The 21169-nt window shown below is 44.7% G+C and carries 27 protein-coding genes; 13 read left to right on the top strand and 14 right to left on the bottom strand.

Going from position 1 to position 21169, the window contains the following annotated elements; all coding sequences use genetic code 11:
• The first annotated feature begins 131 nt into the window (after positions 1-131).
• Together QMA04_RS14860 and QMA04_RS14855 are read left to right on the top strand one after the other, a co-directional pair.
• On the top strand, positions 132-1469 hold the full coding sequence (locus QMA04_RS14860; protein WP_191716646.1) for a sodium-dependent transporter: 1338 nt from the start codon (positions 132-134) through the stop codon (positions 1467-1469).
• Between the two features lie 103 nt (positions 1470-1572).
• Positions 1573-1785 (top strand): helix-turn-helix domain-containing protein, encoded by a 213-nt coding sequence (locus tag QMA04_RS14855; protein ID WP_203341030.1) that lies wholly within the window; start codon positions 1573-1575, stop codon positions 1783-1785.
• 247 nt (positions 1786-2032) lie between these two features.
• On the opposite strand, the gene QMA04_RS14850 is transcribed toward QMA04_RS14855, so the two are convergent.
• Positions 2033-2293 (bottom strand): DUF1871 family protein, encoded by a 261-nt coding sequence (locus QMA04_RS14850; protein ID WP_290186693.1) that lies wholly within the window; start codon positions 2291-2293, stop codon positions 2033-2035.
• A gap of 101 nt (positions 2294-2394) precedes the next feature.
• Positions 2395-3093 carry a peptidylprolyl isomerase gene (locus QMA04_RS14845; RefSeq protein ID WP_290186691.1) on the bottom strand — a complete coding sequence of 233 codons (699 nt, stop codon included), beginning with the start codon at positions 3091-3093 and terminating at the stop codon, positions 2395-2397.
• Positions 3094-3220: 127 nt separating this feature from the next.
• Between QMA04_RS14845 and QMA04_RS14840 the strand changes: the two genes are divergently transcribed.
• From QMA04_RS14840 to mnhG, 8 genes are all read left to right on the top strand, one after another.
• Positions 3221-4453: an MFS transporter gene (locus QMA04_RS14840; RefSeq protein ID WP_191716488.1), complete on the top strand. Its 1233-nt coding sequence runs from the start codon at positions 3221-3223 to the stop codon at positions 4451-4453.
• 337 nt (positions 4454-4790) lie between these two features.
• Entirely contained in the window at positions 4791-7205 is a 2415-nt protein-coding gene (locus QMA04_RS14835) for a Na+/H+ antiporter subunit A (RefSeq protein ID WP_290186689.1), read from the top strand.
• Complete coding sequence (locus tag QMA04_RS14830; RefSeq protein ID WP_191716490.1) at positions 7192-7614, top strand: Na(+)/H(+) antiporter subunit B; 423 nt, start codon at positions 7192-7194, stop codon at positions 7612-7614. The genes QMA04_RS14835 and QMA04_RS14830 overlap by 14 nt, the downstream gene beginning before the upstream one ends.
• Entirely contained in the window at positions 7614-7961 is a 348-nt protein-coding gene (locus QMA04_RS14825; protein WP_191716491.1) for a Na(+)/H(+) antiporter subunit C, read from the top strand. The genes QMA04_RS14830 and QMA04_RS14825 overlap by 1 nt, the downstream gene beginning before the upstream one ends.
• The gene (locus QMA04_RS14820) at positions 7954-9435 is read left to right on the top strand and encodes a Na+/H+ antiporter subunit D (protein ID WP_290186687.1); all 1482 of its coding nucleotides are present in this window, start codon (positions 7954-7956) and stop codon (positions 9433-9435) included. The genes QMA04_RS14825 and QMA04_RS14820 overlap by 8 nt, the downstream gene beginning before the upstream one ends.
• Before the next feature lie 7 nt (positions 9436-9442).
• Complete coding sequence (locus QMA04_RS14815; RefSeq protein ID WP_191716493.1) at positions 9443-9922, top strand: Na+/H+ antiporter subunit E; 480 nt, start codon at positions 9443-9445, stop codon at positions 9920-9922.
• Positions 9919-10200 carry a Na(+)/H(+) antiporter subunit F1 gene (locus QMA04_RS14810; protein WP_191716494.1) on the top strand — a complete coding sequence of 94 codons (282 nt, stop codon included), beginning with the start codon at positions 9919-9921 and terminating at the stop codon, positions 10198-10200. The genes QMA04_RS14815 and QMA04_RS14810 overlap by 4 nt, the downstream gene beginning before the upstream one ends.
• Positions 10160-10567 (top strand): monovalent cation/H(+) antiporter subunit G, encoded by a 408-nt coding sequence (mnhG, locus tag QMA04_RS14805; protein WP_225218616.1) that lies wholly within the window; start codon positions 10160-10162, stop codon positions 10565-10567. Before QMA04_RS14810 ends, mnhG begins: the two co-directional genes overlap by 41 nt.
• Before the next feature lie 78 nt (positions 10568-10645).
• Here the strand turns inward: mnhG and QMA04_RS14800 are convergent, their stop codons facing one another.
• Complete coding sequence (locus QMA04_RS14800; RefSeq protein WP_290186684.1) at positions 10646-12139, bottom strand: leucyl aminopeptidase; 1494 nt, start codon at positions 12137-12139, stop codon at positions 10646-10648.
• A 149-nt stretch (positions 12140-12288) separates the two neighbouring features.
• On the opposite strand from QMA04_RS14800, the gene QMA04_RS14795 reads away from it, so the two are divergent.
• Complete coding sequence (locus QMA04_RS14795) at positions 12289-12765, top strand: divergent PAP2 family protein (protein WP_191716496.1); 477 nt, start codon at positions 12289-12291, stop codon at positions 12763-12765.
• 53 nt (positions 12766-12818) lie between these two features.
• Here the strand turns inward: QMA04_RS14795 and QMA04_RS14790 are convergent, their stop codons facing one another.
• From QMA04_RS14790 to QMA04_RS14765, 6 genes are all read right to left on the bottom strand, one after another.
• Positions 12819-13148: a YuiB family protein gene (locus QMA04_RS14790; RefSeq protein WP_191716497.1), complete on the bottom strand. Its 330-nt coding sequence runs from the start codon at positions 13146-13148 to the stop codon at positions 12819-12821.
• 339 nt (positions 13149-13487) lie between these two features.
• Positions 13488-13613, bottom strand: a complete 126-nt coding sequence (locus tag QMA04_RS14785) for a YuiA family protein (protein WP_191716498.1) — start codon at positions 13611-13613, stop codon at positions 13488-13490.
• 129 nt (positions 13614-13742) lie between these two features.
• Positions 13743-14240: an NUDIX domain-containing protein gene (locus QMA04_RS14780; RefSeq protein WP_191716499.1), complete on the bottom strand. Its 498-nt coding sequence runs from the start codon at positions 14238-14240 to the stop codon at positions 13743-13745.
• A 117-nt stretch (positions 14241-14357) separates the two neighbouring features.
• Entirely contained in the window at positions 14358-15572 is a 1215-nt protein-coding gene (locus QMA04_RS14775) for an NAD(P)/FAD-dependent oxidoreductase (RefSeq protein ID WP_191716648.1), read from the bottom strand.
• 176 nt (positions 15573-15748) lie between these two features.
• Positions 15749-16111 (bottom strand): HesB/IscA family protein, encoded by a 363-nt coding sequence (locus tag QMA04_RS14770; RefSeq protein WP_191716500.1) that lies wholly within the window; start codon positions 16109-16111, stop codon positions 15749-15751.
• 155 nt (positions 16112-16266) lie between these two features.
• Complete coding sequence (locus QMA04_RS14765) at positions 16267-16503, bottom strand: NifU family protein (RefSeq protein WP_142828952.1); 237 nt, start codon at positions 16501-16503, stop codon at positions 16267-16269.
• An 83-nt stretch (positions 16504-16586) separates the two neighbouring features.
• On the opposite strand from QMA04_RS14765, the gene QMA04_RS14760 reads away from it, so the two are divergent.
• Complete coding sequence (locus QMA04_RS14760; RefSeq protein ID WP_290186678.1) at positions 16587-16931, top strand: YuzD family protein; 345 nt, start codon at positions 16587-16589, stop codon at positions 16929-16931.
• 13 nt (positions 16932-16944) lie between these two features.
• Here QMA04_RS14760 and QMA04_RS14755 read toward each other — a convergent pair whose 3' ends face one another.
• Positions 16945-18012: an NAD(P)/FAD-dependent oxidoreductase gene (locus QMA04_RS14755; RefSeq protein ID WP_203341020.1), complete on the bottom strand. Its 1068-nt coding sequence runs from the start codon at positions 18010-18012 to the stop codon at positions 16945-16947.
• Between the two features lie 152 nt (positions 18013-18164).
• Here QMA04_RS14755 and QMA04_RS14750 point away from each other — a divergent pair, with 152 nt between their 5' ends.
• Positions 18165-18401 (top strand): YuzB family protein, encoded by a 237-nt coding sequence (locus QMA04_RS14750; RefSeq protein ID WP_058385862.1) that lies wholly within the window; start codon positions 18165-18167, stop codon positions 18399-18401.
• A gap of 94 nt (positions 18402-18495) precedes the next feature.
• Here the strand turns inward: QMA04_RS14750 and QMA04_RS14745 are convergent, their stop codons facing one another.
• The 4 genes from QMA04_RS14745 to lipA form a co-directional block, all read right to left on the bottom strand.
• Positions 18496-19266 (bottom strand): TIGR01457 family HAD-type hydrolase, encoded by a 771-nt coding sequence (locus QMA04_RS14745; RefSeq protein WP_191716503.1) that lies wholly within the window; start codon positions 19264-19266, stop codon positions 18496-18498.
• The gene (locus QMA04_RS14740; protein WP_290186673.1) at positions 19256-19711 is read right to left on the bottom strand and encodes a DUF86 domain-containing protein; all 456 of its coding nucleotides are present in this window, start codon (positions 19709-19711) and stop codon (positions 19256-19258) included. Before QMA04_RS14740 ends, QMA04_RS14745 begins: the two co-directional genes overlap by 11 nt.
• A gap of 81 nt (positions 19712-19792) precedes the next feature.
• Positions 19793-20119, bottom strand: coding sequence for a YutD family protein (locus tag QMA04_RS14735; protein WP_290186671.1), 327 nt, complete (start codon positions 20117-20119; stop codon positions 19793-19795).
• Between the two features lie 15 nt (positions 20120-20134).
• Positions 20135-21058, bottom strand: a complete 924-nt coding sequence (gene lipA / locus QMA04_RS14730; RefSeq protein ID WP_191716506.1) for a lipoyl synthase — start codon at positions 21056-21058, stop codon at positions 20135-20137.
• Positions 21059-21169: the final 111 nt, after the last annotated feature.

Raw genomic sequence — 21169 nt, 5'->3', positions numbered from 1 at the left:
CGTTTGAATAATCAATTTTTTATCGTTTTGATTATTATACGGCCAAAATGCCTCAGCGTTTCAAATACTGCTATTTTTTTTACTGCCTGTCGTGTAAAATGAGTGAATCTATATGAGATAGGAGTGACATGATGAAAAAACGTGATCAATGGAGTTCTAAGCTAGGCTTTGTTCTTGCAGCTGCAGGCAGTGCCATCGGCTTAGGCGCCATTTGGAAATTCCCATACGAAACCGGTGCAAACGGAGGCAGTGTCTTTATCCTGCTGTTCATTATCAGCACCGTGGCAATCGGATTGCCGATTCTTCTTGCAGAATTCGTTATCGGCCGTCGAGGCCAGGCGGATGCTGTCAGCGGATTGAAAAAACAAGCTCCCGGTAAACCATGGTATTTGATCGGATGGTCTGGATTTATCTTTTCGTTTCTTATATTGTCGTTTTACAGTGTTGTGGGAGGATGGGTCCTATCTTATTTGGGACGCTCCATTCTGTTCCAGCTCTCGGATTTAGGAGATGCCGAGTTTGCCAACTTGTTTAATGGCATCATCACTAATCCATGGGAAGTCCTTCTTGCCCAAGCCGCTTTCCTGGGCTTGACCATCTGGATTGTCCAAGGAGGGATTAAAGGCGGAATCGAACGTGCCAGCAAAATCATGATGCCGGCTTTGTTGATTTTCTTCCTGATTCTGATGATCCGGTCACTGACGTTGGACGGCGCCATGGAAGGCGTACGCTTCATGTTTATTCCGGACTGGTCTTTCTTTAATTTCGAGACCGCATTGGTTGCACTTGGACAAGCGTTCTTCTCTTTGAGTGTCGGTGTTGCAGGAATGATCACTTATGCGTCGTACCTGTCCAAGTCGGAAAATCTCACACGCTCTTCTGTCAGCGTCGTCTCGTTGAACATCGTGATTTCCATCATGGCTGGGCTGATCATCTTCCCGGCCGTCTTCGCTTTAGGCTATACGCCAGATCAGGGTCCGGGGTTAGTGTTCATCATTTTGCCAGCGATATTCGACCAATTGTTCATGGGTGAGTTCCTGATGATTATCTTCTTTATCTTGTTGTTGTTCGCTACGTTGACTTCGTCTATTTCTATGCTTGAAATCACGGTATCGATCGGTGTCAAAAACAAATATGACCGCCGCCGCCGAGTCGCGTTGATTTTTGGCTTAATGATTTTCATCGTCGGTATTCCGAGTGCCTTGTCTTTCGGTGTTATGCCGCAGGAAATATTCTTCGGCTTTACGTTCTTTGATTTCATTGATACTTTGACCAGCAGAGTCGGCTTGCCGCTTGGGGCTTTATTTACATCCTTGTTTGCAGGCTATGTTTTGACAAAGCAAGACGCCCACAACGAGCTTTCCCAACAGAAAGTCTGGGTTGATGTATGGCGGGTACTGGTGCGTTATGTCGCACCGATTGCCATCATTGTCGTCTTTATCCAAGGAATCATCGCTATTTTCCAATGAGTGGAAACTGTTCAAAAAAAGCCACAACTTGTTCTATCGAAAAAATTCTGTGCATGATACTATATAAATAGAAGAAAGTTCCATATAGAAGGAGTGGATAAATGTGAAAAACGATTTACACGCCCAATTAAAAGCGCTTCGTGAAGAGCGTAACCTTTCATTAGATGAATTGTCACTAAAAACAAGAATCGGTGTCGCTAAGCTACAAGCCTATGAAAGCGGCGCAGAAGTCCCATCAAACCAAACCATTTTGATCCTTTCAAATGCGTTGGAAGTTCCTGCTTCGAACTTAGTAGACGGATTAGGGTCAAAATAAAGAGAAACTTCAATCAGTGGGGGTTTTCTTCATCCCCCACTGATAAAAAGCAGAACATAGGCTAAACGCGCCGCGTCCTGCGGCAACGCCTATGTAACCGGCATCCTGTCGGCCCGATCCAATCGGACTTTTACGGTCAGTTGATCTCCCGCTTGTAGAAGCGGGAATCTTACTGCCCGTTAAAGCGGGATAAACCATCAACAAAAAAGAGCTTTCGACGAAAATTCGTCGATAGCTCTTTTTTTTGTTAAATAATGTGCTTCGCCTCATACTTAAGGGCAATCAATTTGTAGGAAATGTCCACACAGCGCTCCAGTGGAATCCACTTTTCAAAAGACGTTTTGTAAATACTTTGTATTTCTTTTGCAAGATCTGATGGATGGTCTATAACGCCCAATTGTGTAATAACGTCTGCAATTTGCGTTTCATAACCTTCAGAACCGATGGTGAAAGGATCCCATTCTTCCAGGACCAAAACAGCTTTTCTGTTCATTTCCCTTATTTCCATTAGTTTTTCACCTAACATTTCTCTAGCGTTAAGGGCTATAATAGCACATACTCAAAAAAAGAAAAGCAGAAAATCCCGTTACAAGGATTTTCTGCAGTGAACTACTGTTTTAAAATTTCTATAGATTCGATGGTTACGTCTTCGACAGGTTTTTCCTGTTCCGTTTCAACCGCAGCAATGGCGTCGACCACGTCCATGCCTTCGATTACCTGGCCGAATACGCTGTGTTTGCCGTCAAGCCAAGGTGTTCCTCCTTGTTCCAGGTAAGCTTTCCGAATTTCTTCCGGATAATCGCCAGCCAAATCTCCTTCCGCTACCGGAGGAGCCTGAACAATGAAGAACTGGCTTCCATTAGTCCCGGGTCCGGCATTGGCCATCGACAATGCACCACGGATGTTGTAGAGGTGGTCATGAAATTCATCTTCAAATGGAGCACCGTAGATGCTTTCGCCACCGCCCCCTGTACCGGTCGGATCTCCGGTCTGAAGCATGAAGTCTTCAATGACCCGGTGGAAAGTCACCCCGTCATAATAGCCTTCCTCTGCATGTGTTAAAAAGTTCTCCACGGTTTTTGGTGCAATTTCCGGGAATAGTTTGATTTGCATGGTTCCCATGGAAGTCGTCAGTTCGACTAGTGCTTCGTTGTCTGCCACTTCAGTGGATAACTGCGGATAACCGTCCACTTCAACAGCTGCGGTTTCTGTCGCTTCTGTTGGTTCCTCAGTCTTCGGAGCCGCTTCTTCTGAGCATGCGCCAAGAAATAATGCTAATAAAATTGGCGTTATCATTGTTTTTTTCATCGTTTTCACCCCGCTCTATTTTAGCATAGAAGTTTTTTGAATTCATTGGTAAGTTTCAACACTTTCTTCGTGAAGCGAAATATCATATAATAGGAACAGATGCTCCGTTCAGAAAGAAGGGGTCCATATGGATACTCAAAAAAAGAATTTCTTTATTATCATGTTCACCAATTTCCTGGTTGCCGGCAGCACCACGATGATTATGCCATTCTTATCTCTTTACATCGAATCGCTCGGCAATTTCACGGACGAATACGTCCAGCGCTGGTCGGGCCTGGTATTCGGCGTTACGTTTGTCGCCGCCTTGATCATGTCTCCAATCTGGGGGCGCATTGCTGACAAATACGGCTTTAAGCCGATATTAATCATCAACGGCTTTGGGATTGCCATCAGCATTTTCATGATGGGCACCGCCGACTCCGTTACCGAACTGTTTTTAATCCGTCTGTTCATGGGTGTGGTGACCGGGTTCATCCCTACTTCCCTGGCATTTGTCAGTTCGCAGACTTCTAAAGAAACGGCTGGGAAAACACTCGGAACATTGCAAATGGGCAGTGTTTCCGGGACGCTGTTTGGCCCTGTCCTCGGTGGCTTGATGGCAGATGCATTCGGCTTCCAGTATACGTTCCTCATTACAGCAAGTGTAATTGCCATTGCCGCTTTGTTTGTGGTTTTCGGTCTCCATGAAATCAGACGCGTTAAACAAAAAGGCGCCCATGTCTATGCACCGAAGACCATTGTCAACGGTATTTTAAGCCATCGCCTGATTTTAAATGTCATGATCATTACCGCGTTGATTCAAATCGGGAATTTCAGCATCCAACCGCTATTGTCTCTCTACGTTGCGCATCTGACAGAAGGCAGTGGGCAAGTGGCGTTTCTTGCAGGGATCACGTTCAGTGCAACGGGTGTCGGCAACTTGCTATTTGCGCGGCGCTGGGGCCGTTTGGGTGATTCCATCGGCTATGAGAAAGTTCTCGGATTTCTGCTGTTGTTGGCATTCATTTTTATCATTCCGCAGGCATTCGTCACCGAGCTTTGGCAATTGATCATTTTGCGCCTGCTATTCGGCATTGCAGTCGGCGGAATGATTCCAACGACCACCGCTTTGATGCGCCGGGAAGCACCGATTGAAATCCAGGGCGAAATCATGGGCTATAATACCAGTTTCCGTTTCCTCGGCAATATCATCGGTCCAATGTTCGGGGGCATCGTCAGCGGCTTTATCGGCATCTCTTCCGTCTTTATCGTAACAGGTGTGCTGTTCGTCCTTGCTTTCGGCTTCCTGCGCTATACGTTAGCAAAACCTGAACAGGATTTTGAAGACGTATTGTTGGAACAGGAATTAAAGAATATGTAAGCTCAGCTGGTTTTCATCGGAAAACCGGCTTTTTGCTGCTCTTTTTTTCAAATTCACAAAATTAACATAATCGGGTTTCTTCCTATTACAAAAGCTCAGAGAAAGCCATAGGAATTCAGCTGTGCTAATTGATGAACGGTGCAAATCCACCTGATTTGCGTTATAATTTCTAATTAGAAACTCTTCACGTTTATCCCGCTTTAACGGAAAGCCATGCTCCCACTTTTATGCCAGGAGATATGCTGTCCACAGAAGCCCAATTGGATCAACAAACAATTCTTGAGGGATGAAGCACCCGCTGATTGAAGTTTCTCTTTATGCTGGAAGGAGGATTCATTTGTCATTTGTATTTTTAATCTTTTTACCATTGCTTGCAGCTTTGTTTATTCCGCTGCTATTTAAGAAAGTCGGAAAAATCCATACTGGCTGGTTTGTACTGGTTGTCCCTGTCGCGCTATTCATTTACTATCTCTCATTGCTTCCTACTACCATCGACGGCGGCAATTTAGTTTCTGAATTTCAATGGATCCCTTCGCTTGATATCGCATTCGTTGCATATATCGATGGGTTAAGCCTACTGTTCACTTTGCTGATTACCGGCATTGGGGCGCTAGTGGTGTTGTATTCCATTTTTTATTTGGACAAACACCGTGAACAATTACATAACTTCTACGTTTATTTATTGATGTTCATGACGGCAATGCTCGGCATTGTCCAAAGTGACCATTTAATCACCCTTTACTTGTTCTGGGAATTGACATCGATTTCATCTTTCCTTTTGATCGGTTACTGGTATACTCGCGACCGGTCGAGATTTGGCGCATTGAAATCAATGATGATTACTGTTTTTGGCGGATTGATGATGCTCGGGGGATTTGTGCTATTGAGCATTATGGGCGATACATATTCCATCCGCGAATTAATTCCGCAGGCAGCTGAGTTGGCAACACATGACTTCTTCATCTGTGCACTCGTTTTGGTGCTGTTCGGTGCATTCACGAAGTCTGCACAGTTTCCGTTCTATATCTGGCTTCCGGATGCAATGGAAGCGCCTACTCCAGTCAGTGCATACTTGCACTCAGCGACGATGGTTAAAGCGGGCCTTTACCTGGTGGCTCGCCTGACTCCTATTTTCGCACTATCCGGCACCTGGATGTGGCTGGTCGCCGGAGTCGGCTTGTTTACTATGTTCTGGGGTTCTTTCTTCGCCTTGAAACAAAAAGACCTGAAAGGGATTCTGGCTTTCTCGACCGTTTCCCAGCTGGGCTTGATCATGTCGTTACTGGGAGCTTCTGCTGCCGGCTATCATATCGACAATATAGCGGAAACCACATTCAAGTATGCAGGGTTCGCAGCTATTTTCCATTTGATCAACCATGCGGTCTTTAAAGGCAGCCTGTTCATGATTGCCGGTATCGTTGATCATGAGACCGGTACACGGGATATCCGAAAACTCGGCGGCCTCATGGGCTTAATGCCGATCAGTTTCACCGTCGCCATGATCGGCGCCTTTTCTATGGCAGGACTGCCTCCATTCGGCGGTTTCCTGAGCAAGGAAATGTTCCTGACAGCCATGCTGTCTTTAACTGAATTCGATTTATTCTCCATGGACGTTTGGGGCGTTTTGTTCCCGATTGTGGCATGGCTTGGTTCTGTTTTCACATTCATCTACAGTTTCTATTTTGTGTTTCATACTTTTGCAGGCAAGCACAAGCCGGAGGAATTGCCGAAACCAGCGCACGAAGCGCCGATCGGTATGCTGATTTCACCTATATTCCTTGCTTTACTTGTTATCGTGATTTTCTTTATTCCGAATCGCGTTGGCGACTGGCTTGTGAAACCAGCTGTAATGGCTATCCAGCCATTCTTGTATAACTCACCGTCAGAAGTGGATGTCCATGTATCAGCTTGGCATGGTTTCAATACTGAGCTCTTTATGACACTCGGCATTTTTGCTGTCGGCGGCCTGATGTTCTGGACGCTGCACAAGTGGCAAAAGAGCTACGACCGCTTCCCTGATTCTGTTTCATTGAATGCGTTATATGACAACCTGATGTTTATGAGCGATACCGGAGCGAACCGTTTTTCCAAGCTTTACATGACCGGATTTATCCGCTCTTATTTGGTGTATATGTTCAGCTTTGTTGTCATCATTGTTCTTGGAACGCTGTTCTTGACTGAATCTTTCGCTTTTGATGTGACTAACCTGGCACCAATCGGTTTTTATGAAATCGTTATTCTGCTGGCTTTGGTCGGCTCGACATTAACGATTTTGTTTTCAAAATCAAGGTTGACGGCGATTATCGCTCTCGGTGCAGTCGGCTATTCAGTTGCGCTGTTTTTCGTCATTTTCCGTGCGCCGGATTTGGCGTTGACACAACTGGTGATCGAGACCATTTCCGTTGCCCTGTTCCTGCTGGCTTTCTATCACTTGCCGCAGATCAGCCGCAAAGAAGAGCGCATGCGTTTCCGCCTTGGTAACGCATTGATTGCATTGGGTGTTGGGGTCACTATGACATTGGTCGCGCTGTCCGCTCACTCCCAGAAGTTCTTGCCTTCGATTTCTGAGTTCTACAAGGAAACGGTTTACTCCGAAGCAGGCGGCGGAAACATCGTCAACGTTATTTTAGTTGATTATCGCGGGTTTGATACATTGTTTGAGATTGCAGTGCTGGGCATTGCCGGTATTGGCATCATTACCATGATTAAACTGCGTATGACCAAAAAGGAGGGTCAGCATGAGAACAAATGATGTCATGCTTCAAACGGCTACAAAAGTAGTGACTTTCATCATCCTGATGTTTGCCGTCCATATATTTTTTGCTGGACATTACACACCGGGCGGCGGCTTTGTCGGCGGCTTGTTGACTACTAGTGCAATCGTGCTGCTGATGCTTGCGTTTGATATTGAAACCGTTAAAAAAATACTGCCGCTCAATTATGTGACGATGACAGCGATCGGCTTGCTGTTGGCACTTGCCACTGCTGCCGCCTCCATCATCTTTGATGTTCCATTTTTTACACACGCTTATGATTATTTTGATTTACCGCTTTTCGGTAAAACTTCTCTGCATTCAGCGATGCTGTTCGATGCAGGTGTTTACCTGGTTGTTGTCGGTGTAACGATGACCATTATTCAAACGATTGGAGAGGATGAATAATGGAGATAATAATGTCGGTTGTCATCGGATTTCTCTTTATGGCAGCTGTTTACTTAATGCTTTCAAAAAGCTTGATACGCATCATCATCGGGACTGGGCTATTGAGCCATGGCGCCCATTTGCTGTTATTGACGATGGGTGGCCTTGGAGGAATCTCCCCTCCTGTCGTGGCAGACGGAGTCAGTGTCAGCGATTACGCTGATCCGCTTCCACAGGCATTGATTTTGACAGCAATTGTCATTTCATTTGCTGTTACTTCATTTTTCCTAGTGCTTGCTTACCGGTCTTATCAGGAGCTCGGTACCGACAATATGGATTTGCTGAGAGGAACTGAAGACCATGAGTAATTTACTGCTATTTCCAATCATCATTCCTTTGTTTTTTGCTACTGTCCTGATGATTTTCCCGAAGCGCCTGAAAATTCAGCGATTTCTTGCTGCAACCGGCGCTGCCGCAACGTTGATTGCTGCTTTGGTGCTATTGGCTAAAGTAAATGCAGAGGGTGTCCAAGCTGTGACACTTGGCAGCTGGCCGGCACCGTTCGGCATATCCATGGTATCGGATCCATTGTCCGCTTTACTGGTGGTCACAACTTCGATCATCACCTTATTTGTTGTGTTTTACAGTTTTCCGACAATTGGTGTGAAACGTGAGCAGTCCTTTTATTATCCGGCTGTCCTATTTTTGATGGTCGGTGTCAATGGCGCCTTTACGACAGGCGATATTTTCAACTTGTTCGTATTTGTCGAAGTGCTGCTAATGGCTTCTTATACCTTAATCGTCCATGGTGGAGAAAAACCGCAACTGCGCGAATCCATCAAATATCTGTTGGTGAACATCATTTCATCCGCTTTATTTGTAGCAGCTGTCGCTTTCCTCTATTCTGTTACCGGAACGTTGAACATGGCGGATTTGGCAGTGAAGATTCCACAAATTGAAGAAACCGGGATCCTGACTGTCATAGCTGTCATGTTCCTAGTAGTCTTCGGTTTTAAAGCCGCAATCTTCCCACTGTACTTCTGGCTACCGGGGTCGTATTACTCGCCTCCTGTTCCAATATTGGCTCTGTTTGGCGCTTTGCTGACAAAAGTCGGCGTCTATGCAATCATGCGTACATACACGCTGTTCTTTACCATGAATATCACCTTTACCCATGAATTGCTTGGAATCATTGCAATATTGACCATCCTAGCCGGATGTGTCGGTGCCCTTGCCTATTTTGACGTTAAAAAGATCATCATCTATAACATCATCATTGCTGTCGGTGTGATTCTATTCGGGATTGCGCAATTAAACCAGCCTGGAGTTGATGGCTCCATCTTTTATCTGCTACATGATATGCTGATCAAAGCAGCCTTGTTCTTCTTAGTCGGCATTGTAGCGGTCTTGTTCGGTACGACCGACCTCCGGAAAATGGGTGGATTGATCAAAACCTACCCGTTTCTCGGCTGGACCTATCTGGTTGCAGCATTCGGCCTTGCCGGCATACCTCCGCTTAGCGGATTTCCAGGCAAGCTGCTGATTGTCCAAGGCGGCTTTGAAGGTCCGCAATTCTGGGGCAGCATTGTCATCCTGGCAACTAGCCTGATTGTGCTATTGAGTGCTGTACGCATTTTCATCTATGCATTCTGGGGCGAACCGGTTGAAACCGTTCCTCTAAAGAAATCCGTTTTTAATCAAATGTTTATCCCGACGGTCATCCTCGTTGCCATTACAGTGGTATTTGGGGTCGGTGCGGAACTCTTCATGCCGTTCATTTCAGGCGCGGGTGAAGTGCTGCTGAATCCATCCATCTATATAGATGCGGTATTAAAGGAGTAGGTGACATATGGCTTTGCAAATCTTATTGAATTTCTTCCTGGCCTTTGTCTGGATGTTCATGACCGTTTCCTTTAGCCCTGCAGGATTCGCCATCGGCTTCCTTGTGGGCCTCGGCATCATCATTTTAATGCGCCGGTTCTTTTCCTACCGGCTATATACTTCCCGGGTGTGGGCCGTCATCTTTCTGATCCTGTTGTTTCTTAAAGAACTGCTCATGTCGAGCATCCAGGTACTGCGGATTGTCCTTAAACCCAATATGAACTTAAAACCAGCTATTTTCGAACTGGAAACTGAGTTGAAAGAGGATTGGGAAATCACCCTTTTGTCTGCTTTAATCACATTGACGCCTGGAACACTGGTTGTCGGTATTTCAAACGATCAGAAAAGGCTCTTTATCCACGCACTCGATTTTGAAGACATCGATGATGCTGTCAATTCAATCAAGGATACATTCGAACGTGCCATTCTGGAGGTGAGCCGCCCATGATGATGTTTTACTGGATTTCACTTATCATTGTCAGCATAGGATTTACAGGGTTGCTTTACCGGCTTGTTAAAGGTCCGACAATCGCTGACCGTGTAGTGGCACTGGATGCCATCGGAATTTCACTGGTGTCAATTGTTGCTTTGCTGTCCTTGATAAATGAAACGGAATTCTTCCTGGAAATCATCTTGTTGTTGAGTATTCTGTCCTTTATTGGAACTACTGCCTTCGCGAAATTCCTTGAGAGAGGAGAGATTTTCGATCGAAACGACCATCGTTAATATCCTCATCATTGTATTAATGAGCACAGGAGTCCTTTTCAGCGTAGTTACAGCGTTAGGGCTTATCCGTTTGCCGGATGTCTATACACGCACACACGCCGCCTCCAAGAGCTCTACGCTTGGCGTTCTCTGCGTATTGATGGCCACCTTCATCCATTTTTGGATGATTGAAGGCATCTTCAATACACAGATGGTCATCGCCATTGTCTTCCTCTTTATCACGGCTCCTGTAGGCGGCCATTTGATTGGACGCGCTTCCTATATGTCCGGCATCAAAGTGGCTGAAGAAACGGTCCGTGACGATATGAAAGACGCTTTGAAAGAAGAAAAGAAAGAAATAGACGAAAACAAAAGTATCGAACATTGAAAAGCAGCCTGCAGAAAAAATTCTGCAGGCTGCTTTCTATTTGATTCTTCTTTTATTTTCTAAAGCTTCTGTTGTGTTTCAGTCTTCGTCTGCCATCTTTTCAATTAGCATCGCTAAAGTTCTGACCATTGCACCGGTTCCGCCTTTTGGCCCCAAATCATGTGGGCCGTCTGCATCAGAGGTACCTGCAATATCCAAATGAATCCAAGGAGTATCGCCGGCGAATTCACCGACAAACCCCCCGCCGAAAATCATATGGCCATCGCGGCCAGGCGAATTATTCAAATCGGCCACGTTGCTTTTCCGGATGCGCTTCTTATCGCTTTCTGTTAAAGGCAAACGCCAGACAAACTCGCCACTTTCCATAGAGGCCTCCAGGAAAGTTTCGAAAAATGCTTCGTCATTCGTCAAAGCACCTGTTTTGTCTTTTCCTAACGCTACAATAACGCCGCCTGTCAGCGTCGCTACATCGACAATACGAGTGGCACCAAGTTGCTTCGCATAGCTCACGGAATCTGCCAGCACCAATCGCCCTTCAGCATCGGTGTTAAGGATTTCAATGGTTTTACCACTCATGGATGTAATGACATCATCTGGTTTGAAAGCATTTCCTGAAATCATGTTATCAGTTGAGGCAATAACCGCTATGACATTTTGCTTCGGCTGCAGCTCTCCAATGATCCGCATTGCTCCTAGCACTGCAGCGGCACCGCCCATATCGCCTTTCATGCCGACAATGCCGTCCTTCGGCTTGATCGAATAGCCGCCAGTGTCAAAGGTGATCCCCTTGCCGACAAGCGCCAATGGGTTTTCAAAGCCTTCTGTCGCTTTGTATTTCAAAACGATCAGGCGAGGCTCTTCAATCGATCCTTGGTTAACTGCAAGAATTGCACCCATGCCCAATTCTTCAAGCTCGGCTTTGCCTAATATATCCGTTTCAAAGCCGTAGGTTTCGCCAAGCTCCCGTGCATACTCTCCCATCGCTGTTGCCGTTAAGATGTTCGCCGGCATATTGACAAGGGTCCGGGCTTCATTAACAGACTGGCCGAAAACAGAACCGATGATTGCAGCCGATTCAATATCCTCAGAACCGTCATTGGATAGGAAAGTCAAAGCTTCCAATTTTACTTGTGTTTCATTGGAAGTCGTCTTGTAATCATCAAAACTATAGCCTCCCATGGTAATCGCTTCTGCAGCCAAAAAGGCAACATCTTCTGATGTGACTTTGTCATTCTCAAACGATTCCAGGTAGACTGCTGCATGCTTAATTTTTTTCTTGGCTAATTCTTTGCCTGCCAATCCAAAGCATGAACGCAGGTCTTCTTCCGTCAATTTCTTGCGGTCATTCAACCCAATAAATAAGACGCGTGGAACATCTCCAGACATTGCCGGATAGGTGATCAACGATTTTAAATCGAATGACAGATCATCTTTGACCCAGCCTTCTAATTTGCCATCAAAACGCTTTGCAAATTCATCCCATCCTCTGCTGTTTTCCGGATGTCGGCTTAAGCCGACAATAAGGATTTCGGCACCGCTATTCTGTGAATGCTGCTGTAAGTTGATTTGCATAAAATTCCTCCTTTATCTGTTCTCTTTAAGTGTAGCATTTAATTCGAAATTCGAGTAGTTCGTGTGACGAAGGAATAATCAGCGTTCGCAAATTCCACTTTTCTGATGTACGATAAAACCATAGTCAGACAGAAAGGTTGTGGTCCCACATGGAAATTTTTTCTAACTTGCCTTTAATGATTGCCTTATTCGCAATTCTGTTCGCTCAATTTATAAAAATCCCTATTCAGTACGCTGTAACGCGTGAACTTGATTGGAAGCTGTTTTCTTCAACCGGCGGAATGCCCAGTTCCCATTCAGCTGCAGTAACGTCTTTAACGACGGCAGTGGCTTTCGAGCATGGCGTCTCTTCCACAATATTTGCTGTTTCAACGATGTTCGCAGTCATTACCATGTACGATGCTACCGGCGTTCGGTTTCAGGCAGGCCAGCAAGCTTTGACAATCAACAAAATGCGGCAGGATATCTACCTTTTCATGGATGAAACCAGAAAATGGCCGCAGAAAAAAGAAGAAGAAAAGATTGAAGAACTGAAAACTCTTCTAGGCCACAAACCAAGTGAAGTTTTCATGGGCGCTTTGACAGGTATAGCGATTTCATTCGTTTTCTATGGCATACTGCGCTAACCAATAGAATCATTAAAAAATCGCCGATCCGGATAACCGGAAAGGCGATTTTTTTAAAACATTTGATATCCCATTTTACGAAGGATCTTCATCACAAATCCTGCTGTGATGGCGCCAGCCCAACCGGCTAATAATACGGCAATATCACTGCCAGTCATGGAAGTGATCGTGTCTCCAAGCATTGAAAAAGATTCACCCGGATTCGTAAAGTAATCGAATACGCCTACGTCATCCACCACCAGCAAAATGACAATCGGATAAACGATAGCCATCAGCCAAGTCATGCGCAGCAACATATTCAACAAAAACCCGATCCCAAAAAACATTACATAAAAAAGCAACATAGATATAATCAATTGCACAATCGTAAATGAACTGTTCATGAATTCTAACCTCCGTTATTCCCTTCATCAGTTTACCCGAAAAAACAGAGGCTTTCAATCTAGGAGAACAGAGTTCATCGCTTTGTCACTTATGATAGAAAAGCGGAGGCAGCCGTTCAACTTCGACAGGCATAAGACGCTCTGGCTGTTCAGCATTTTTTCAGCTGCACAGCTGGAGTGGCTTGTGTTCCGAGGTGTTGGCTGCTGGAGCCTAGACACCGAAAAGTGGGGCAACCGAAGTAGCAGTAGGACACCGGCAAAAGCGTGGAGACCCTTATACAGAAATTCTCCATAAAAAAAGAAACGAACGGTGTTAAGTGATCCGTTCGTTTCTTTTTGTTATTTTTTACCGGAACCGGAACAGCAGGAGCAAGTTTCTGAACCGCCCAGCCGCAATTGAAAATATCCTTGTCCAGCACAATAAGGGCATTGGTTGACGTTTTTAGTCTTTTTGAAGATCGTCATTCGAAACACCTCCTTCTGTTCTTGTTTGTAATATTCTGATAATATAGCATGGAATTCAAATAAAGTGCAACTAAAAAGAAAAAAAATAACGCATCTCGCGTTATTTTTGTCTCTTTTGTGTATGAATTTTCATTTTCTGAAAAATAACCTATAATCCGAATATCCGAATACTTTGCCCGGATCTACGTTTTCAATTAACCCCAATCCTTCTTCTAATACGAAAGAAGCCATTTCATGAAGCATAACAGATGCTTCTGCATCATTGGATAAATCAGCAGGCGATTGCCAACCTGCTTCGTAAAGCTCAGACAATTGCGCTTGGATAGGCTGTCCTTCATCGATAGCATCCAGTAAAAAAATCGCCATATTGTCGCTGATTTCTTCCCGAATGACCCCTGAACGAAACCCGATCATTCCAACCAGTCTACAATTGATGCCAGTTTCTTCTTTCACTTCCCTAACTGCCGCTTGATCAATAGTTTCATCGCCTTGTACAAATCCTGCCGGAAGTGACCATTTTCCGTGAAGTCCCCCGTATCTTTTTTTAACGACCAGCCATTGGCCACTGGAATTCACGACCAGCCCTGCGGCCCCAAGCCAGACATTGCCGCGTTTTGAACGTGCCACCAACAATCTCCCCCTTTACTTGAAATTCAGAATGAGCCATTAAGCACTGAATGCCTGTAGTCAATATTTTCGAATCTACAAAAAAAGCTCCCCGCGAAGGGAGCTTGGATCGAATCTTTACAGAACGTTGAATTTACCTTTTTTCATTACCAGCTTTGGTCCACCAATCATGAACAACGCACGGTTATCAATCATTTTCTTCATAAATGAAGCTCTTTTGCCTGTCACTTTTTTGCCGAATACAACACCGATAGCATCATCTTCACCAAGCGAACAAACAGTTCCTTTTAGATCTGGAACGAATTCAACAGTAGTATCACCGCTGATCAAAGCTTTCAAGTTTTTCGCAACATTTTCACCTTGTTGCATAGCGATTTGTGCAGTTGGAGGATATGGACGGTTTGTCTCTTCGTTGATCATCAATGCGCAATCTCCGATGATGAAGACATCGTCGAATCCTGGAGCACGCAAATCTTTGTCAACTTTCACACGAGCACGCATATTTTCGATTGGAGTCGCCTCAATCAAACGGTTTCCGCGAACGCCTGCAGCCCATACAACAGTACCAGCTTTGATGAATTCAAACTCATCGTCGCCTTTTTTGATTTTAACGCCTTCTGGAGTTGCTTCTACAACCGGCGTACCAATTGAGAATTCAATTCCTTTGGACTCTAAATGGCCTACTGCATAATTGACCAATTCCGGATCGAAACCTGGCAATACCATTGGTGCAGCTTCTACACAGACGACACGAACTTTTTCGCGCGGGACATCGTATTCTTTGCACAATTCAGGTACACGGTTAGCCAATTCCCCTAGGAATTCGATTCCAGTGAATCCAGCTCCACCTACAATAATCGTTAGGCGGCTGTCATCTTTAACCGGTTCTGCAGACCATGTAGCGAATTGGAATTCAATGTGCTCACGGATATAACGTGCAGCTTTAACGTTAGCAATTGAAAGTGCATATTTATCAAGGCCTTCGATTCCGAAAGTTTCTCCTTCAAAACCAAGTGCAATAACGATATAGTCGTATGTAAACTCGCCGTTATCTGTAGAAACTTTTTTGCCAACTACATCAATAGCTTCGACAGTAGCTTGGACGAACTTCACTTTCACACCATCGATCACGTCTTTGATATCGTAACGCACCTGCTCTGGAAGCAATGTTCCTGCAGCTGCCTCATGAAGCCATGTGCTTTCATAATGGTATTCGTTTTTGTTGATCAAAGTAATATCTACAGCATCTGTGCCAAACTCTTTTTGCAGGTTTACTACAGTAGTCAATCCACCGTAACCTGCTCCTAATACTAATATTGACGGTCTTTTCAACACAATCGCAACCACCTTCAAGTCATTTTTTCATCGTATATTCACTAAGAGTCCTACTCCTGTTATACCGATAAACACCTATACACTATACTAGACCTTTTACAGCATGATTTCAACTGGTGACTGTAATTTATCGCTGTTTTTCCACAACAAAAAAGCCGGTTTGTGACCGACTTTCAACAGTTTTCCGGTGTACCCGCTTTTTTGGCTGTCCGGAACGAAGTTCCGCAGCCGCATGAAGCGATGGCATTCGGATTTTCAATTGTAAATCCTCCACCCATCAAGGACTGTTTGTAATCAACAACCGTACCTTGGAGAATAGGTGCATCTTCTTTTGCAACCAAAATCGGGATTCCAAATTGCTCATACAGATCATCAGCGTCACTCTGAGTTTTTTCAAACCCCATACCGTATGTCAGTCCGCTGCATCCGCCGCCTTTGACTGCAACACGCAAAAAGGATCCTTCTTCTTCGTTATGGCGCATCATTTCTTTTACTTGAAATGAGGCCGCTTCTGTAATTTCTACTACTTCTGTCAATGAAATCACCTTCCTATATGGGTTATCATAGCAATTGTTTCCATTACTATTCAAGCTGTCCGCCTTGAAACGCTTGAACAAGTCGAAAATCGATAAAAGACTGCCTAGAGAGATTATATAATACAGAAAAAGGGACCCATTAAGGTCCCTTGGCATTAAAATACTTGTTCTACTTCTACGATGCCAGGAACTTCTTCCACTAACGCGCGTTCAATCCCTGCTTTTAATGTAATTGTCGAACTTGGGCAGCTGCCGCATGCACCGAGCAGACGAAGTTTTACGATACCATCTTCTACATCAACAAGTTCGCAGTCTCCCCCGTCACGCAAAAGGAATGGACGTAATTTATCTAAGACTTCCATTACTTGATCTTCAATCAAAGCTTCAGTCATTTATATCGACTCCTTTCATTATAATCATTATAATGTGATTAGAGAGAAAAAGCCACTAATGAATTCATAGGAGGTTCAAAATTATGCAGAAAGAAATATCCATCGAAGTATACGGAACCGAAGTTATTTGTGCCAGCTGTGTTAATGCACCGTCTTCAATCGATACGTACGAATGGCTGGAAGCCGCCATCTCAAGAAAATACAAGGATCAGCCATTTTCAATTACCTACATTGATATTGAGAAACCCATTGAACTCGACCACCAGAAAGATTATGCCCAGCGCATATTGGATGACGAATTCTTTTATCCATTGGTATTGGTTGAAGGGGAAGTTGTCGGGGAAGGCTATGTTCAGTTGAAGCCTGTCTACCGTGAACTTGAAAAACATGGATTTACTGAAGCCAATGAAAAAAGCGCTCAATCATGAGCGCTTTTTTTCATTATCCATTATGCCATTTATACATCCACAATACGCCGGACTTCATTAATCGGGCGATGCGGCCTGTAACTGTGCGATCAGCCAAATAAGCGAAGCCTTGTTTTTTGCCCAAAGAGCCAAGGAATCCTTTAAGTTTGATTTCAGGCATGGTTTCAGGCAATGGTTCACCTTTCCAAGTCGCTTTCAAGATCTTCACAATTTGTTCAGCCTGTTCTTCCGCCAATTGGGCTGAAGGTGCCATTGGCAATGCGGCACAATCCCCGACAACATAGACATGTTCATCATTCGGCAGCTGATGATATTGGTTGATGACGATCCGTCCGCTATTGTCGCTCTCAAGACCAAGGTCACGGACCGGCTTGACTGGTTGGATTCCCGCTGTCCAAACAACAGCATCAACTGGAATCGTCTCTTCATGGTTATAAAGAAGGTTCGGTTCAACTTTTGTGATGTTGGAGTTTGATACTACATCAACGTTGTGGTTCTCGAACCATTTTTTCACAAAGTTACTCAAGCGTTCAGGGAAATCACGCAAGATCCGAGGACTGCGGTCGAACAACTTAATCTTCAAATCGCTTCGGCTTTCACGCAATTCGCTGGCAAGCTCGATTCCGCTGAGCCCCGCTCCAACAACACCGACTACAGCGCCTGATGGAAGACCAAGCAATGCTTGGTAAGTGGCACGGGATTTGCCGATCGTCTGAATGCTGAAAGTGAACTCATCCGCTCCCGGCACGCTATGGTATTTGTCCTCGCAACCGAGTCCGATCACCAAATCGTCATAGGCAACGCGTTCGCCGCTTTCCATGAAAATGCATTTTTCCTGCAGGCCAATTTCCAGGATTTCGCCATTTACCACTGTCAGCCGCTCATGTTCCGGGAAAGGAACACGGACTTCATGGTCTGCTTCTGTTCCAGCAGCCAATGCATAAAACTCGGTCTTCATGCTATGGAATGGTGTCCGGTCAATTAAAATGATTTCTGTATCCTGAGGAAGGTTGGTTGGCAATAAACGAAGCAAAATCCGCATATTGCCGTAACCGCCTCCAAGTAAGACTAGTTTTCGCATAAAAATCTCCTTTAATTTTCGTCTGTCGCATCAATTTCTCAAATATGAGTATAGCTGATTGTGATAACTTTCACAATGCTTTTACTAGAAATCAATTAATTGACTCCAGCTGCGAAAAAAGGTAGGATTTCGTTGTAGTGAGGTGACTTAGAATGAAACCGATTGTAGAATTTTGCATCAGCAATATTGCCAATGGCGCACAAGATTCTTTTGAAAAACTCGAACGGGATCCCAATCTCGACGTTTTGGAATACGGCTGTTTAAGCTATTGCACAAAATGTTCCGAGTCTCTTTATGCCCTGGTTAACGGAGAGATTGTTGAAGCGGACTCTCCAGATGAACTGACGAAAAAAGTCTATGAATTCATAGAGGAGAACCCTTTGTTTTAAGCCGTTGAAAAACGGCTTTTTTGCTGCCTTGAAAGCTGTCAAAGCCAGCGGCATCCATAGCAGGAAGTTCGGGAAAATATAAGACTGCCTTAATTTATATCTCCCAAAATCCAAGATTTTCAATCGCAAAGTTTGGAGGCTGTTCTTTTCTCAGCACTTCCTCCATCCGGCTGACACCGGTATTGACATGGACCGTGTCGATCCCAAAACGAATACCTGCCTGGATATCCGTATCGTAGTTATCGCCGACCATCACCATATCCTGTTTGTCGAAACCGAACTCCAGCTGAATGGCTTCCAGCATATGCATCTCCGGTTTTCCGATATAAACGGGATCTACTCCAGTCGAAGCGGCTACCAAAGTTGTGAATGCCCCATTTCCGGGCAGTAACCCTTTTTCAGAAGGAAAAGCCAAATCCTGATTGGTCGATAAAAAGACTGCCCCATTCCGAATTTGCAGGCAGGCTGTTGCCAGCTTGTCGTACGTAATATTGCGGTCAATCCCCATCAGCACGATTCCCGCCTGATCGCCTACCCGCGTCAAACCTTCCTGGCGCAATGCTTGATCCAAACCATCTGAACCGATCATATAGACTGTATCTCCGGCATACCAGCGTTTGATGTATTTTGCTGCAGCAATCGCAGAGGAAATGATCTGTTCTTTTTTTGCCCGGATTCCGAAGCCAGCCATTTTGTCTTTTAGCTGCTGTTGCGTCATGGATGCATTATTTGTAACAAAAAAAGGCTCTACACCTTTTTCCTGCAGCCGTTCGACAAAACCTGCCGCTTCTTCAACCGCTTCCGATCCACGAAAAATTGTCCCATCCAAATCAAGGCAATAAGCTTGATACGTTTTAATTGCCATCCTTCGTCTCCGGTATAAATGCTGAAACAGGCCCCAGTTCATGAACCAGGTAATGTTCGACTTTCGGGCCAAATGCTTTCAACGATTCCATGTTTTCATCGATTGCATTCGTAATGGCCTGGTGATCAACTTTCATAAATTGCCGCACCAGCATTTTCCGCAATGTAATAACCTGCTTCAGCGGTTGATCCATTTCTTCTGTAATCACTTTTTCGTCCACCAATATATCGATAATATCATCGTAGCTTCCAGGGTCGCGCATGATAAATCCATCAATCATGGAGTTGCCGACATCAATAATCGACTCGATGAGGTTCGCTCCAATCCGTTCCAATGCCAGCTGGTCGCCGAACGAAGTCCACTGTTCTTGGCTTTCGTAATGCTTCAATAAAGAATTCATATACTGAATCGTTTCAGTGATATTGTTGCGGTCAATAAAATACATAAAAAACCCTCCAATAGGCGTTTAAAAATCTTTCATTTCTACTTTAATCATATCATATTGCATGAAAAAACCCCCGGCGGATTATATGTCCGCTTCGGGAGCCTGCTGTTCTGATTCTTCAATCGGCATTACCGCTTTACCGGTTTTCCGGATAACGAAATAGGCGCAGCCAAAATTGCAGTATTCATAGAGATAATCCTGCAGTGTACTGATTTTCGTATCATAGGTTGCTTTGTGGTTAGTGTCTTCGAAAAAGCCCTTTAACCGCAATTGGCCGTAACCCCAATCCCCCAGGATATAATCGTATTTCGAAAGAATTTCGCTATAGCGGGCAGTTAATGCCTCTTCTTTGAAACCTTCCCGGTAATCGATCAGTATTTCATAGTTCAACTGTTCCAGTGTAATCATTTTCCTCACCATCCATTAGCTGTTTATAGCAGCTGCTTGCTCTTCTCCGAGTCGCTGACGCTCTTTAGCAGCTGCATTGACTTGCTCATCCGCATGATAGCTGCTTCGCACCAGAGGGCCTGCCTGGCAATGCGAGAACCCTTTGGCCATCGCAATTTCCCAAAATTCCTTGAATTCCTTCGGCGAATAATATTTCTGTACATTCAAATGTTTTTTTGTGGGCTGTAAGTATTGGCCAATCGTCATGATATCCACATCGTTAGCACGGAGATCGTCCATGACTTCAATGATCTCTTCCTTGGTCTCCCCTAAACCGATCATCAAAGATGATTTTGTTGGAATATCCGGATGCAATTCTTTCGAACGCTTCAGCAATTCCAGTGACCGGTCATATTTGGCTCGTGCTCTGACTCTTGGCGTCAAACGGCGCACAGTTTCTATATTGTGGTTCAAAATATCCGGTTTAGCATCCATCAGCCGTTCCAGATTTTCATAGATTCCACCCATATCAGATGGCAGGACTTCAACAGTTGTAAATGGGTTGGCTCGTTTAATCGCACGTATTGTCTCTGCAAACACAGCAGAGCCGCCATCTTTCAAATCGTCACGTGCGACTGCCGTGATGACCGCATGTTTCAGGTTCATCATTTTTACAGAAGCGGCTACCCGTTCCGGCTCCTGAAGATCCAACTCATTCGGCAACCCGGTTTTCACTGCACAAAAACGGCATGCTCTTGTACAGACGGCACCGAGGATCATGAACGTAGCGGTTCTCCGCGTTCCCCAGCATTCATGGATATTCGGACACCTTGCTTCTTCACAGACTGTGTTCAAGTTATTTTCTCGCATCATTTTCTTCAAATCGGTATAGTTTTCATTGGTATTGAGTTTAATCTTTAACCAATCGGGCTTTCTAAGATGTTCCTGCTTTGTTGACACGCACATCGTCCCCTATCTATCTGATTTATGGATGGAATCCGGTTCTATTCCAAATGTATCATAAAGGCATGTTCCTCACAAGCTCACCTACTGCCATGAAAGCATAAAGAA

Origin of the sequence: Planococcus sp. APC 3900, from assembly GCF_030407735.1 — a bacterium.
Lineage (GTDB): Bacteria > Bacillota > Bacilli > Bacillales_A > Planococcaceae > Planococcus > Planococcus notacanthi.
The sequence above is the reverse complement of the archived record's forward strand: the minus strand, read 5'-3'. Positions and strand labels throughout refer to the sequence as shown.

What these genes read in the sequence shown, in the direction of transcription:
- QMA04_RS14735 (WP_290186671.1), bottom strand. Translation starts at nt 20,119, where the DNA reads ATGATTACACTGGAACAGTTGAACTATGAAATACTGATCGATTACCGG.
- QMA04_RS14820 (WP_290186687.1), top strand. Translation starts at nt 7,954, where the DNA reads ATGAGTAATTTACTGCTATTTCCAATCATCATTCCTTTGTTTTTTGCT.
- QMA04_RS14790 (WP_191716497.1), bottom strand. Translation starts at nt 13,148, where the DNA reads ATGAACAGTTCATTTACGATTGTGCAATTGATTATATCTATGTTGCTT.
- QMA04_RS14840 (WP_191716488.1), top strand. Translation starts at nt 3,221, where the DNA reads ATGGATACTCAAAAAAAGAATTTCTTTATTATCATGTTCACCAATTTC.
- QMA04_RS14810 (WP_191716494.1), top strand. Translation starts at nt 9,919, where the DNA reads ATGATGATGTTTTACTGGATTTCACTTATCATTGTCAGCATAGGATTT.
- QMA04_RS14740 (WP_290186673.1), bottom strand. Translation starts at nt 19,711, where the DNA reads ATGTATTTTATTGACCGCAACAATATCACTGAAACGATTCAGTATATG.
- QMA04_RS14825 (WP_191716491.1), top strand. Translation starts at nt 7,614, where the DNA reads ATGGAGATAATAATGTCGGTTGTCATCGGATTTCTCTTTATGGCAGCT.
- QMA04_RS14750 (WP_058385862.1), top strand. Translation starts at nt 18,165, where the DNA reads ATGAAACCGATTGTAGAATTTTGCATCAGCAATATTGCCAATGGCGCA.
- QMA04_RS14815 (WP_191716493.1), top strand. Translation starts at nt 9,443, where the DNA reads ATGGCTTTGCAAATCTTATTGAATTTCTTCCTGGCCTTTGTCTGGATG.
- QMA04_RS14800 (WP_290186684.1), bottom strand. Translation starts at nt 12,139, where the DNA reads ATGCAAATCAACTTACAGCAGCATTCACAGAATAGCGGTGCCGAAATC.
- QMA04_RS14860 (WP_191716646.1), top strand. Translation starts at nt 132, where the DNA reads ATGAAAAAACGTGATCAATGGAGTTCTAAGCTAGGCTTTGTTCTTGCA.
- QMA04_RS14765 (WP_142828952.1), bottom strand. Translation starts at nt 16,503, where the DNA reads ATGACTGAAGCTTTGATTGAAGATCAAGTAATGGAAGTCTTAGATAAA.
- QMA04_RS14745 (WP_191716503.1), bottom strand. Translation starts at nt 19,266, where the DNA reads ATGGCAATTAAAACGTATCAAGCTTATTGCCTTGATTTGGATGGGACA.
- QMA04_RS14830 (WP_191716490.1), top strand. Translation starts at nt 7,192, where the DNA reads ATGAGAACAAATGATGTCATGCTTCAAACGGCTACAAAAGTAGTGACT.
- QMA04_RS14795 (WP_191716496.1), top strand. Translation starts at nt 12,289, where the DNA reads ATGGAAATTTTTTCTAACTTGCCTTTAATGATTGCCTTATTCGCAATT.
- QMA04_RS14785 (WP_191716498.1), bottom strand. Translation starts at nt 13,613, where the DNA reads ATGACGATCTTCAAAAAGACTAAAAACGTCAACCAATGCCCTTATTGT.
- QMA04_RS14850 (WP_290186693.1), bottom strand. Translation starts at nt 2,293, where the DNA reads ATGGAAATAAGGGAAATGAACAGAAAAGCTGTTTTGGTCCTGGAAGAA.
- QMA04_RS14755 (WP_203341020.1), bottom strand. Translation starts at nt 18,012, where the DNA reads ATGCGAAAACTAGTCTTACTTGGAGGCGGTTACGGCAATATGCGGATT.
- QMA04_RS14760 (WP_290186678.1), top strand. Translation starts at nt 16,587, where the DNA reads ATGCAGAAAGAAATATCCATCGAAGTATACGGAACCGAAGTTATTTGT.
- QMA04_RS14845 (WP_290186691.1), bottom strand. Translation starts at nt 3,093, where the DNA reads ATGAAAAAAACAATGATAACGCCAATTTTATTAGCATTATTTCTTGGC.